The following is an 11,954-nucleotide window of genomic DNA, read 5'->3' on the forward strand; positions in this document are numbered from 1 at the left end:
CTTGATGTCGCAAGTTAGACAACCTTTTTTCCATAAACAAAATCAGCCTCAGGCAAGGTAAACTTGCTTGAGGCTGATTTTACTTATATCGGCTTATGGCTTATCTTGAGGTAAACAGTCTTCCCACATCGATCTTCACTCCGGCATTGACGCCCATGTTGAGAGGAGTGGTTTTGTAGATAGTTTCGACAGCGCTGCCGTTGTGGAGGTAATAGCTGACTTCGGGTTTTACATAGAGACCAAGTCTCGATGTGATGCTGAACTGAAGCCCGATCCCTGCATTCAGCGAGTACTGTAAGCGATCCAAAGTCTGAGATATGCGTCCGTCAGACTCGAGGGGATAGAGCTCTTCGGCATTCTCTATGTTTACTTTTCTCCTTACATTGAATGCGAACTGTGTTCCGATGGAGCCGAAGATTGAGAAGCGGGAGTTTTCCCATATGTTGTAAGTCAGACCCAAAGGAATACCGATGTATTCGAGAGCCTGATCTCCGGTTGGTCTCATGCTGTTTTCAGGGCTTGTAAATGTCGAATATAGACGGTGGTACATCAGCCCGGTTTCGAAGCTCAAATCTTGATAAAGTTCGCCTCGCAGATAAAGCCCGATACTTGCAGGCCGGCTGTGGTGGAATGTTGTCGAAGATGACTGAAAAAGTTCGTCGATAGGTTTGGCTCCGTTTTTATTGGTCCAGGTTCCGTTGGACTTGTAGGCTCGATCACCGCTGTCATAGGGCATATACACAGGAGAAAAGTCTTCTTTGGGTGTCGTATTGTGGAACGTAAACCCACTACCTCCGACACCTATCTGAATTCTTTTTTTCGTCTTTCCCTTTTTAAGTTGAGACCGGGATGTCTGGGATTGAGATAAGGTTGCACTCTTGCCTTGTTCTCTCCTTTGAGACTTCGCTTGCTGAGGCGACTCTTCTATCCTACTTGTATCGGTGGACGATTTTTTGTTATCGGAGATAGGATTTTGTATGTCCGGACTTTCAGTCTCCACTTTGACTTCCTGTATCTGAGAAGTTGTGGATTGATGTGTTGCATTTCTGCCTGATTTTGAGGGTGTTGAGCCTGTGTCTTCTTTGCCGGATAATGTCGTCAACGCCTCTGCGATGATTACGCCGGTAGATTCTATAATCGATGATTGATCTGTCTCTGCATTGTTCGTTGCTGTGATTACGATAGGGTCTAAAGCCTTGTCCGATTCCGGATAGAGGAATATGCCTCCTATCCCAAGCAACAAAGCGATAGCCGCAGCAATCCCTATCCATGTCCATGTAGGATTGACCTTTTTGGGGGGAATCGCTTTGGGTGAAGCACCGGTGATACCGGCACTGATGCCCGCCCAAAGGTCTTTGGGAGGAGTCGTAGAGTGCCTTTCAACACTCTTACGCAGGTCCTGTATCCATTTTTCGTTACTCATTCTGGTGCTGTTTGATTAGTTCATTGATTCGCTTTTTCAGTGCCTTCTTGGCTCTATGGTACTGAGATGCCGATGAGGCTTCGTTTATGTCAAGTAGTTGTGCTATTTCTTTATGGCTTTTTTGTTCGAAGACATAGAGGTTGAAAACCGCTCTATACCCGTCCGGTAGTTGTTGTATGGCTTCCAATAGCTTCTCCGGAGGGATATTTGATACACCGTCCGGCTCATCCTCTTCTGAGACATCGGGCAGGTCCCATGTCGAAGATACGATATTGCGCTTTCCTGTGTCCCGAAGATGCTTGAGAGCCTCATTGACCACGACTCTTGTCATCCATGCAAGTAGTGAACCCTCCCCCCGATACTGGAATGTATTCAGCTTGTCAAATATCTTTATGAATGCATCCTGAAGGACATCCTTCATATCATCCTCATACGGGATATACCGCCGGCAAGTGGTAGAGAGGACTCCACTGTATTTGTCGTAGAGACCTCTCATTGCATTTTGTTCTCCGTTAAGTATTTTCTTTATGAGGATCTCCTCACTGTCCTTCTTGAGCATTTCTTCGAGGAAGAGTTAGTTTCCTGTTCCCTTCTGTTTATTTTCCTGCTTAAACTTCAGGTAGTAAAATAGCCTTACCGGTGTTTCTACCACAGTTCCATTTACTTTTATGTTCCTTACCTGCAACCCCATAGTGTATTTGCGTTCGGGTGCAAAGTAAAGCCCCACAAGAGCACTTGTGACAACTCCATCGATGATTGCGGTCACTTCATCTTCTTGAGAAATCCCGTCTGCCTTGAACTTAAATCTGATCGGTGTTGGATTCAGGAACACATTGATGAAGTTGTTCCCGGGGAGGTATCGGTAAGATGCCTCTAATGTGTAATCTTTTGGGAATTGTACGGACTCCTTCCCTGCTTTCTTGCTGAATATCGCTTCAAAGATGACGTCAAGTGGGAAGTTGGGCACGACTATGGTCTGATCGATAGACATTACCATGTCCCCATATTCTTTGATGATATCTTTTTTACCTTCCGCCACATTCGGACCATCATCAGCCCTATTTGGAGTCTGCTGTTGCTTTTTGACGACCAAAATACTACCCTTATACTGCCCAAACATGGCTTTCTGTTGAAGAGTTGGTGTCGGCTCAGGGCTATTCCCCAAACATGAAGTCAGACCCAAAATCAGTAAGAGGACCGTGCTCCAATTCAGTAGAGTGTAGAATTTTCGTTTCATAGTTGTACTTTATTTATGAGTTAAAGATAATAGTGTTACTCGCTTTTCTACTCTGTAAATGCTGAATTCTCTGTAACCTTGCACCTTCCTCTCATAAAAATATTTATTCCTGCAATTACATACAATGGAAAAGCGATGTGCCAAGATACCTTGACACATCGCTCACTTGATAAGTTGACCCATGAGGATTCGAACCTCAACAGACAGAACCAAAACCTGTAGTGCTACCATTACACCATGGGTCAGTCTCCAATTTCACTGCAAAGGTAAGGCAAAAAAATCAATTTCGCAAATATATAGGTACTGCATTTTTTACCTCTTGTGTCTCCGTGTTCCCTTTGAGTATGTCAATGGTTTGAGGTTCAATATATTTTGGTTATTGGAAAAAAGAAAGAGAGTGTCAAAGCACAAGGCTTGACACTCTCTTTAGCTTTATGAGTTAAAGGCTATCTTGCAGATCAGATACCGAGTTTCTTGCGGATGTCCTTAGGGATAGCGTTCTTGTTGACTACGATATTCATGGTCTTACCCTTAGCAAAGTTTTCAGACATGTACCAGATACCCTTGTACGCACCTGTTTCGCCCCAAGAGTTCTTGATCATATAGAACTTCTTGCCAAACTGATCTTTTGCGATACCATAGATAACCATACCGTGGTCATCTGTGAGTGAAAGGTGGTCGAAACCTTCTTGACGGAACTCTTGAGTCGGAGTGATCTCAGGGCAGTTTGGACGAGAGATCATCTGTGCGATAGACATTGCGTTGCTCTTATTGTCAGCCTTACCGACCCATCTTTCTTGGTCAGAGCCGCGAGAAGAAGCCGCCTTTGCATCGATGAGTACACCTATACCGTTGCGAGTGAAGCCTGTTTCGCTGACGTCACCGCCCCATGCGATACCATAGTTGTTGTTGATGGCGTGGTCGAAGACCTGCATAAGCTCATCGATAGGAAGGTTGTATGATGAGCTCATACGCCAGTTGTCGGGTATCTCAAGCACGAAAGGCCTGTAAAACTCGTGGTGAGTATATGAAGTAAGTGACACATAGTCATCAGGATTGAGACCCAATGTCTTTGCAAATGTCATTGGAGTGTACTTCTTGCCTTTGAAAGTGAAAGACTCAGGAGCCTTGCCAAGGTAAGCGTCGATGATGCCGTCAAATGCCTTTGTCCAAGCAGTGCTGAGGTTATTGCTCTTTTCCATTTCTGCATTGAGCCCCTTGAGAAATCCCATTGATACAGCTTCGATCTCATTGTGGACGTGGTTCTTGGTGCCATAGTTAAGACCTGACATTTCGCTCATAGGTACGATACCATAGTGCTTGAGGACATAGAGGACATCGTAGAACGAACCACCCTGAGTGTAGTTGGTGTTGCCGTGCATACGGATGTACATCCTTCCCTTGTCTTTGTATGAGTGGCTGACGACAAACATTGGTGAAAGGTCGACTTCCATGCCTGTGTTGCGGAATGCTTCGATCTCCCAGAAACCAAGACCTGAGAATGACCAGCATGTACCTGATCTGCTTTGGTCTTTGATAGATGTGATCTTAAGCTCCTTGACAGGAGTGAATTCGTAAGATTCTGTGTTTACCTTTGGCTCCTGCGCGAAGGCATTGAGGCTCAGAACGCCTGCCAAAAGTCCGAGTGAAAGGATCTTCTTCATCGTTTTGTTTGTTAAATGGTTTAATGTTTAGTATTGAATTATTAGTTATTTAGTTGCTATATGTCTGTTACGCAATCGTACTTTATTCCCTGCCTTATCACATGCTTGGTCTGAGTCCCAAGTCACTGACGAACTTGCCAAACCATTCCGATTTTCTTGCGAAATATTCCATCTTCTCATCCACTCGTATGGGGATGCGTTCTCCTTGAGCACGCTCATTAGACAACTTGATCTGCATCTGTATGCAGTCATTCTCAAGTCTGTCCGCAAGATAGGTCATGAGTTCGGACTCTATATTGTGCAGGTGTTGAGAGTGCTGAGGGCTGATGACCGGGACTTCGACCGTGCCGTCCTCCAGTAGTATGGGGAGGCAGTCTCGCATCGTCTGCTTGACGAGCATCTGTGTGGTGAGCGTTGCGGTGAATGCTCGCCATGCATCTTGCAACTCATCTTGGGTAAATGCTTTGTCCCTTTTTTGTTGTTGTGATACGCTTTCTGCTTCACCCTTACCTTTTAGGGAAAAGCTGAGACGCTCTTTCAGACGGCTTGTTTCTGTCTTTTTGATGTGCCCCTGAGTAGTGGTGTTGGGCGCTGTTGTCCCCTTTACGGAAAGAGTCCCTACGGTGGTGGGTTGAGGTGCCGAATTACTCTCTGCCGGTGTATTGTTTTGTGCCGGAGGAGTAGGGGCGGACTGAGTCTGTGTTTTCGTCGGTACTCCCATTGTCGGAGCGTTGAGTTCGGACGATGTCGATAGCTCACACATCGATAGTAAGGTCACCTCGAGAGCCAGTCTCTGAGATGCACAGTACTTGTATTCGGACTCAAATGCCGAAGCCAGTTTGAGGCATTTCCATATCAGTGCAGGTTTGCATGCCGCTCCGGCTTTTTGGTAACGCAAGCGTATGCTTTCCGCTGTCTGTATGAGCGGAAATGTGGCAGGATCTTGGGCAAGTAAGACATTGCGCAGGAAGTTGGCAAACCCGGATGTGATGCGCCCCGGCTCAAAACCTCGTCCGATGATACGATTGATGAGCAGAAGGAGCTTGGTATGATTGCCCATGAGGATATAGGCAAGCATCTCAAAATAATCCGCCTCGTCGAGGAGATTCAGGTTTTCGAGTACACCTTTGTATGATATCGTACCACGGCCGAAGCCTGCGATCTGGTCAAAAATGCTCAGTGCATCGCGCATACCTCCGTCTGCGTGTACGGCTATCATCTGCAGGGCTTCTTCCTCAAATGCTATGTTTTCAGTCTGAGCGACATAACGCAGTTGATTGCTGATGTCATCTACCGATATCCGAGAGAAGTCAAATACCTGACATCTCGATATGATCGTAGGTAGTACCTTGTGCTTGTCTGTCGTCGCGAGGATAAAGAGCGCGTGAGCGGGGGGCTCTTCGAGAGTTTTTAGAAATGCGTTGAATGCCGCAGTGGAGAGCATATGCACCTCATCGATGATATAGACCCGATACTTGCCTCCGAGAGGGGCTATGCGGACCTTCTCTATGAGCTCGCGCATATCATCGACCGAGTTGTTCGATGCTGCGTCCATCTCCAGTATGTTGTACGAGCGTTGTTCGTTGAAGCTCACACAGCTTTCGCACTCATTGCAGGGCTCACCATCGGCTGTACGATTGGAGCAGTTGATGGTCTTTGCAAATATGCGGGCACACGTCGTCTTACCCACTCCTCGAGGTCCGCAGAATAGGTAGGCATGTGCCAACTTGTCCTGTTGTATGGCGTGTTTGAGGGTGGTGGTGAGTGCACTTTGCCCTACTACGGTAGCGAATGTGGCCGGACGGAACTTCAGTGCTGATACTTGGTGTGTGCTCATAAACGTATCCCTATAGAGGTGGATTATCTGTCATTCAGGACATCGGCATCAAACGTCAGTGGTAGTAACAGCCTATTGTCTTTTATTATAGTGTGATGTTTGCTTCCGGCCATGATCACGGCGTAGGGCTTGCGGTATCTTGTCGAGACTTCGGCAAGTACCTGACGACATGCACCACATGGGGACAGTCCATCCACGATCTTACCTCCATTGATGGCTATGATGGCTATTGTCACCACAGGGACGTCAGGATATTGGGAATTGGCATAGAAGATTGCTGTGCGCTCGGCACAAGTGCCTGATGGATAGGCGGCATTTTCTTGGTTCGATCCCGTAATGATCTGTCCATTTTCGAGTAAAACCGCTGCGCCGACAGAAAACTGCGAATAGGGTGCATAGGCACCCTCTGCGATTTTCTTTGCTTCGTCTATGAGAAGCCTTTCCTGCGACGAAAGTTCCTCATAAGTCTTTATCGTTATAGGTATGATGATGTCCTTATCCATAGTCCTAATGTGACTTACAGTCGCCTGTATTCTTCGGGGTATAAAGATAGCTATTTTTCAGTAAATATCACTTCCTTTTTCAAGCCTATGTTACTCCCTTTTTTATGGTCTTCTTGGCGAGTCCCAAAAAAGGTTGTCTAACTTGATGCTTCAAGTTAGACACATTGATTCGTCAAGTTAGACAACTTGATTTCGACAGATGTCTAACCTTCTTTTGGCGGATTGTCGCCGGCAGACTTTGTTCTTGCTTTGAAACAAAAAAAAAGAAGAGGGTCATCCATACGGATAACCCTCTTCGGTATATCTAATACAACACCTCCTAAGGTTGAAGATTAAAAGAATAAATACTGCCTGACCCTCTTATCTGGGTATCGGCATGTTGATAATCTCGAAAGATGGAGTATTAATCTTCTTGAGAACGAAGCTGTTGGATGTATCTCGCCTTTTCCATCTTCTTTCTGTTGATGACAGAAGGCTTAACAAACGCTTGACGGCTTCTTAGTTCGCGAAGAGTACCTGTTCTTTCGAATTTTCTCTTAAATCTCTTTAGGGCTCTTTCGATGTTTTCGCCCTCCTTCAATGGAACGATAATCATAGTTCTTTACTTTCGAATGTTGTATTTTGTTGTAGTTAATTATATTGCTTATGCTCTAATTATCTGATACGTATCTACGTTTCAGTCGTGCAAAGTTATCATATATTTCCGTAATATACAATAGTTTGTACCTGTTTTGTTCTTTTCCAGGCATTACGGTGGCATCCTTTTTGAGAAAGGTATAATGTTTTTCGGGGATTTTGAGGTGTTTGTCCGAGGGTGATGCAGGGTAGGAGGACCGAATCAGCACCGTACAGCCCCTTGAGGGGCGCTGAGCTGTCGCACTAATTTTTGTAACTTTGGAATCCTAACAATCATAAAAGACAGATATATGGAGATCAAGAGTGCAGAGTTTGTGATCAGCAACACGGAGATAGATAAGTGTCCTCAAGATGGGCGATCTGAGTATGCCTTTATCGGGCGTTCCAATGTGGGAAAGTCTTCGCTCATCAATATGCTTACGCGTAAAAAGGGGTTGGCAAAGACATCTCAATTGCCCGGAAAGACCCAACTCATCAATCACTTCCTGATCAATGATGATTTCTACATCGTGGACTTGCCCGGCTATGGTTATGCCAAGACTTCTAAGGAAAAGAGAGGGGAGTTCAAGAACATTATCTACTCATACATATACAAACGTGCAGAGCTGACCAATCTATTTATCCTGATTGATATACGCCATGAACCTTTGAAGATCGACATCGATTTTATCAATGATATGGGGGAGCATGGCATACCTTTCACCATCGTTTTTACTAAGGCTGACAAACTGAGCAAGGGTGCAGCAGCAGCCAGTGTAGAACGCTATAAGGTCCGCTTGTCGGAGGACTGGGAGGAATTGCCTCCGATGTTTGTTACTTCTTCTGAAAAGGGGGATGGACGCGATGAGATACTGTCTTATATCGAAAGCATCGAGAAGGCTATAAGGTCAGAATCGTAGGAAGGGTTTACCTTAGTAGCTCGGGTTCTGTTATGACTCTCCGGATTACCTTCTTTATGGATGGGAGTCCAAAAAACTCCGGATTCAGCTCCGATAAAGGGATGAGCAAAAGTTCACTGACATCATCTCTTCCTTTACCTGCATATGCCGTCAGGTCCATTATCCCGATGTGGAAGATGAGGTCGGCCGTAGGGACTTCAAATCCGCTATACAAGTAGGTATTGGGTTCTGAAAATAAGTATCGGAGGGGACTGCTTATCTGTTGCTGTACGCTCTCGCTATTGATGTCCATGTCTGTTTCTTCAAGGAGTTCTCGGGCAACGCTCTGCTCGATGGATTCATTCAGGTCTGCAAACCCTCCCGGCAGGTCATAAGTCCCCTTGGCGGGCTCGTGAGCTCTTACAGCCACGAGTAGGTTGTTTTTGGAGTCTGTGATCAGTACTGCACATGCCGATGAGGGATTGATGTAGTACACAAATCCACATTTTTTGCAGCGATTGGACTTGGCGTTATTGGGGACAAAGCCGTGATCTCCACAGCGGGGACAATACTCAAACTGAGATAAGGGGTGATGTGTCAAGGGCATAGGTGTTTAGTGAAGAATGAAGTATACCATGTCCGTGAGGACTTCACTCTGGTTTGTGTACCCTCCGTACATCCCTTTACTACGAGCATCGCACTTTCTCAGATAGGTGATGATGTTGATCACTTTATTGGGTTGATAACAGCGGAGACCGGCCATGAAGTCTCTGACTTGAAAAGGTTTGGCTAGTCCGAGGTGCTTCATCACCCCACCTTCACTTTTGTCGGGTGAATAAAAAGCTATCAAGAGGTCACTAAAGTAATTGAAAAGCATTGAGATTGTTGCTTGCACGGGGGAGCCTTTCGGGTCATTTCCCATCATGAGAGCAAGCTTGGTGGCTTTGCCCCTGTCTTTGTTGGCAATGGCTGTTTTCAGTTCAAATATGCTTACCTGTCTCGTTACAGATGTGTACTTCTCGATCATTTCGCCCGTGACGAGAGACGAACCATTTTCTTGGGCGATGACTTCCAGTTTTTCCAGCTCTTTGTCGATCTGTACGATGTCCGTGCCGAGATGCTCCATCAACATCTGCAAAGCCGAGCTGTCGAGCTTCAAGCCATGCTCGTCCGCAAGGTTGTCGATGTACTTATGCATCTCGTACTCGCGTATCTCCTTTGACTCCACGGCCAAACCAGCCTTTTCTAAAGCCTTGAAAGCCCTCTGTCTGCCGTCGGGCTTCGCCCCTTTGAACGAAAGGATAAGGATGTTGCTCCCCGGGAGGCGTGTCGTGAGGGCTTCAAGAGTATCGACGCCCGAGAGGTGTTGAGCTTCGCGGACGACAACGACCACCCGCTCACTCATCATCGGATAACGCATCACCGCTGTGGTGACATCCGCCCCATTGGTTTCATTGCCATAGAGCAGTGTGTAGTTGAAGTCCATTGCATCGGAGGGCATATAGGTCGCCACGAGTTTGCGCTCGATCTTGTCCGTAAAGTAGGGTTCGTCTCCATACAGCATGTATATGTTGTGCGGAGGTTTATCTTTTCGGATACTTTTGAGTACGGATGCAGGATCTTCGGATTTTGCCATTATCTTTGTGTGGTAAATGGTTGTGTAACGACAAATTTATACCTTTTATTGAGATGAAGCAAGATGCAGGTGCAGACAAGACTCCGAGGGAAACAATCTTTGACCCTCTCAGGCAAAAACATGTTGCCCACACACCGGAAGAGGGGGTGAGGCAATTTTTTGTCCGCTACCTTATTGAGCAGCTTGGTTACCCCGCCGGACTTATGGCGAATGAATTTTCTATCAAGGTGGGCAAACTTGAGAAGCGATGCGACACTGTAGTCTTCGACAAAAGGCTCCAACCTGTCATGGTCATAGAGTACAAAGCGCCACACATCAAACTCACTCAGGCAGTCATCGACCAAGTGTTCAGATATAATTCTGTCCTCCGTGTCCCCTACATCGTCATCACCAACGGTGCGCAGATCGGTGTTTTTCATGTTGGTTACGACGGTGCTGTGACCCAACAGCTTCCGCATCTACCGACTTGTTCTGCTTTACTCGGCTTATAAATTCTCTGTGCTCATCTGATGTTGTGAGCTATGGAGTCGGTGAAAAGGTGTAGAAGGGTTGAAAACAAGTTAGACAACCTTCGATCGAAGGTTGTCTAACTTGTTTTCTCAACTTGTCTAACCTTTCAAAGGGTGCATAGAGTTAGGTCTAAAGCGATCGTCGGCCCTTGTATGCAGGCCAACCACAGATGCCGGGATATTTCTCTGATGTCTTGTGTCATAATGTTCCGTATGATGTCCTCAGATGCGTATGCCTCCACTCGAGTGTATTTTGTTGAAATAATAACTACCTTTGAGGTGTTTTTTAAGTTTTATTTCGAATTGAAAAGGTATTCAATATTTTATGGATTCAGCTAAGAATCGAGGCTTTTTCAGCGGATTGTTGCTTGTGGTCATTATGGCAACTATAGCATGGGGTATCGGCATGATCCCTTTTGTCGGAAAGGTCCTCAAGATCAGCCCGCTTATTATAGGTATACTTTTAGGCATGGTATATGCCAATACCTTGCGAGCTCGAATGCCCGAGTCTTGGGTGCCGGGTGTGAAGTTTTGCTCCAAAAGAATATTGAGGCTTGCCATTGTTTTTTATGGCTTCCGTCTCACCCTTGGTAGTATTGTCAGTGTCGGTGTGTCTGCTCTCGTGATAGACGTGCTGATTGTTACGTCTGTCATATTGCTGGGGATATTTGTTGGGAAAATTCTTCGTCTTGATAAAGAAACGGCTCTTCTTGCCGCTGTGGGGAGTGCTGTATGTGGGGCGGCAGCGGTATTGGGTGCCGAGTCCGTTGTCAAGGCCAAGCCCGAGAAGACTGTGATTGCCGTAGCCACTGTGGTCATCTTTGGTACAATCTCCATGTTGCTGTATCCTATATTATATAGTATGGGAGTTTTTGATTTGTCTCCTCAGGTCATGGGTATATATACCGGGTCTACTTTGCATGAAGTTGCTCATGTGGCAGGAGCGGGAGAGGCAATGAGTACCGCGTCAGGTGTGCCTGAGTTGGCAGGGATTGCCACGATTACAAAGATGATTCGAGTCATATTACTCGCGCCGGTTCTTTTGATCATCAGCTTCTTTTTGAACCGACGTAAGGGAGACCAAGGGGGTGATAGAAGTCGTATTGCTATTCCTTGGTTTGCCATTTGGTTCATGATTATCATAGGGCTTAATACCCTTTTGCTTCATTTTGCCGAAGTGTTGAACATTTCAGAGCAATACAGATATATCATAAGTGTGATCGAAAAGGTAGATACCTTTGCCCTCACTATGGCTATGACAGCTTTAGGTATGGATGCCATGTTTGCGAAGTTTCGAGAGGCCGGTCTGCGTCCGTTTATTATGGCCGGCATACTGTTTTTGTGGTTGATCGGCTTTGGCTATCTTCTGGTAAATACCATTCCGGTTTTGTTGGCTTGATTTTTTTAGGAACGTTATCTCCTTTCTAAAGGCTTTGTTTCTCAGCCTGTTTTAGACTGTTTTTATAGGCGATCTTTAGGGGTGGGTGATAATTATTTTTGGTTCGGTGTTGTAAGAGTCAAAAGTTGTTGTTAACTTTGCACCCAAATTCGCCGGTTGACTGGTCGGATGACTTGAAAAGCGATCATAGACATATTGACAAGTAAAGAATAGAGAATAGAAAACGTAAACG

General features: G+C 45.8%; 12 protein-coding genes and 1 tRNA gene. 3 read left to right on the plus strand and 10 right to left on the minus strand.

Features of this window, described 5'->3' with window-relative positions:
- Nucleotides 1-100: 100 nt before the first annotated feature.
- The 8 genes from Q4A14_RS05250 to rpsU form a co-directional block, all read right to left on the minus strand.
- Nucleotides 101-1,423: an outer membrane beta-barrel protein gene (locus tag Q4A14_RS05250; RefSeq protein ID WP_303170463.1), complete on the minus strand. Its 1,323-nt coding sequence runs from the start codon at nt 1,421-1,423 to the stop codon at nt 101-103.
- Nucleotides 1,416-1,982: an RNA polymerase sigma factor gene (locus tag Q4A14_RS05255; protein WP_303170464.1), complete on the minus strand. Its 567-nt coding sequence runs from the start codon at nt 1,980-1,982 to the stop codon at nt 1,416-1,418. The genes Q4A14_RS05250 and Q4A14_RS05255 overlap by 8 nt, the downstream gene beginning before the upstream one ends.
- Before the next feature lie 15 nt (nt 1,983-1,997).
- Entirely contained in the window at nt 1,998-2,660 is a 663-nt protein-coding gene (locus Q4A14_RS05260) for a DUF4840 domain-containing protein (RefSeq protein ID WP_303170466.1), read from the minus strand.
- A 174-nt stretch (nt 2,661-2,834) separates the two neighbouring features.
- Nucleotides 2,835-2,905: transfer RNA gene (locus Q4A14_RS05265), tRNA-Gln, on the minus strand.
- Nucleotides 2,906-3,118: 213 nt separating this feature from the next.
- A complete protein-coding gene (locus tag Q4A14_RS05270; RefSeq protein ID WP_303170468.1) occupies nt 3,119-4,324 on the minus strand; it encodes an aminopeptidase C in 1,206 nt (401 codons plus the stop codon).
- Between the two features lie 97 nt (nt 4,325-4,421).
- Nucleotides 4,422-6,161 (minus strand): DNA polymerase III subunit gamma/tau, encoded by a 1,740-nt coding sequence (dnaX, locus tag Q4A14_RS05275; protein WP_303170470.1) that lies wholly within the window; start codon nt 6,159-6,161, stop codon nt 4,422-4,424.
- A gap of 23 nt (nt 6,162-6,184) precedes the next feature.
- Entirely contained in the window at nt 6,185-6,664 is a 480-nt protein-coding gene (gene cdd / locus Q4A14_RS05280) for a cytidine deaminase (protein WP_303170471.1), read from the minus strand.
- A gap of 403 nt (nt 6,665-7,067) precedes the next feature.
- Complete coding sequence (gene rpsU / locus Q4A14_RS05285; RefSeq protein WP_303170473.1) at nt 7,068-7,259, minus strand: 30S ribosomal protein S21; 192 nt, start codon at nt 7,257-7,259, stop codon at nt 7,068-7,070.
- Between the two features lie 331 nt (nt 7,260-7,590).
- On the opposite strand from rpsU, the gene yihA reads away from it, so the two are divergent.
- The gene (yihA, locus tag Q4A14_RS05290; protein WP_303170474.1) at nt 7,591-8,199 is read left to right on the plus strand and encodes a ribosome biogenesis GTP-binding protein YihA/YsxC; all 609 of its coding nucleotides are present in this window, start codon (nt 7,591-7,593) and stop codon (nt 8,197-8,199) included.
- A 7-nt stretch (nt 8,200-8,206) separates the two neighbouring features.
- On the opposite strand, the gene Q4A14_RS05295 is transcribed toward yihA, so the two are convergent.
- Nucleotides 8,207-8,785, minus strand: coding sequence for an NUDIX domain-containing protein (locus Q4A14_RS05295; protein WP_303170475.1), 579 nt, complete (start codon nt 8,783-8,785; stop codon nt 8,207-8,209).
- A gap of 6 nt (nt 8,786-8,791) precedes the next feature.
- The gene (gene holA, locus Q4A14_RS05300) at nt 8,792-9,814 is read right to left on the minus strand and encodes a DNA polymerase III subunit delta (RefSeq protein WP_303170476.1); all 1,023 of its coding nucleotides are present in this window, start codon (nt 9,812-9,814) and stop codon (nt 8,792-8,794) included.
- Between the two features lie 53 nt (nt 9,815-9,867).
- Here holA and Q4A14_RS05305 point away from each other — a divergent pair, with 53 nt between their 5' ends.
- Together Q4A14_RS05305 and Q4A14_RS05310 are read left to right on the plus strand one after the other, a co-directional pair.
- The gene (locus Q4A14_RS05305; RefSeq protein ID WP_303170478.1) at nt 9,868-10,305 is read left to right on the plus strand and encodes a type I restriction enzyme HsdR N-terminal domain-containing protein; all 438 of its coding nucleotides are present in this window, start codon (nt 9,868-9,870) and stop codon (nt 10,303-10,305) included.
- Between the two features lie 343 nt (nt 10,306-10,648).
- Entirely contained in the window at nt 10,649-11,722 is a 1,074-nt protein-coding gene (locus tag Q4A14_RS05310; RefSeq protein WP_303170479.1) for a YeiH family protein, read from the plus strand.
- The last annotated feature ends 232 nt before the right edge of the window (nt 11,723-11,954 follow it).

Source organism: Porphyromonas sp. (genome assembly GCF_030529325.1).
GTDB lineage: Bacteria > Bacteroidota > Bacteroidia > Bacteroidales > Porphyromonadaceae > Porphyromonas_A.

What these genes read in the sequence shown, in the direction of transcription:
- Q4A14_RS05250 (WP_303170463.1), bottom strand. Translation starts at nt 1,423, where the DNA reads ATGAGTAACGAAAAATGGATACAGGACCTGCGTAAGAGTGTTGAAAGG.
- Q4A14_RS05255 (WP_303170464.1), bottom strand. Translation starts at nt 1,982, where the DNA reads ATGCTCAAGAAGGACAGTGAGGAGATCCTCATAAAGAAAATACTTAAC.
- Q4A14_RS05260 (WP_303170466.1), bottom strand. Translation starts at nt 2,660, where the DNA reads ATGAAACGAAAATTCTACACTCTACTGAATTGGAGCACGGTCCTCTTA.
- Q4A14_RS05270 (WP_303170468.1), bottom strand. Translation starts at nt 4,324, where the DNA reads ATGAAGAAGATCCTTTCACTCGGACTTTTGGCAGGCGTTCTGAGCCTC.
- dnaX (WP_303170470.1), bottom strand. Translation starts at nt 6,161, where the DNA reads ATGAGCACACACCAAGTATCAGCACTGAAGTTCCGTCCGGCCACATTC.
- cdd (WP_303170471.1), bottom strand. Translation starts at nt 6,664, where the DNA reads ATGGATAAGGACATCATCATACCTATAACGATAAAGACTTATGAGGAA.
- rpsU (WP_303170473.1), bottom strand. Translation starts at nt 7,259, where the DNA reads ATGATTATCGTTCCATTGAAGGAGGGCGAAAACATCGAAAGAGCCCTA.
- yihA (WP_303170474.1), top strand. Translation starts at nt 7,591, where the DNA reads ATGGAGATCAAGAGTGCAGAGTTTGTGATCAGCAACACGGAGATAGAT.
- Q4A14_RS05295 (WP_303170475.1), bottom strand. Translation starts at nt 8,785, where the DNA reads ATGCCCTTGACACATCACCCCTTATCTCAGTTTGAGTATTGTCCCCGC.
- holA (WP_303170476.1), bottom strand. Translation starts at nt 9,814, where the DNA reads ATGGCAAAATCCGAAGATCCTGCATCCGTACTCAAAAGTATCCGAAAA.
- Q4A14_RS05305 (WP_303170478.1), top strand. Translation starts at nt 9,868, where the DNA reads ATGAAGCAAGATGCAGGTGCAGACAAGACTCCGAGGGAAACAATCTTT.
- Q4A14_RS05310 (WP_303170479.1), top strand. Translation starts at nt 10,649, where the DNA reads ATGGATTCAGCTAAGAATCGAGGCTTTTTCAGCGGATTGTTGCTTGTG.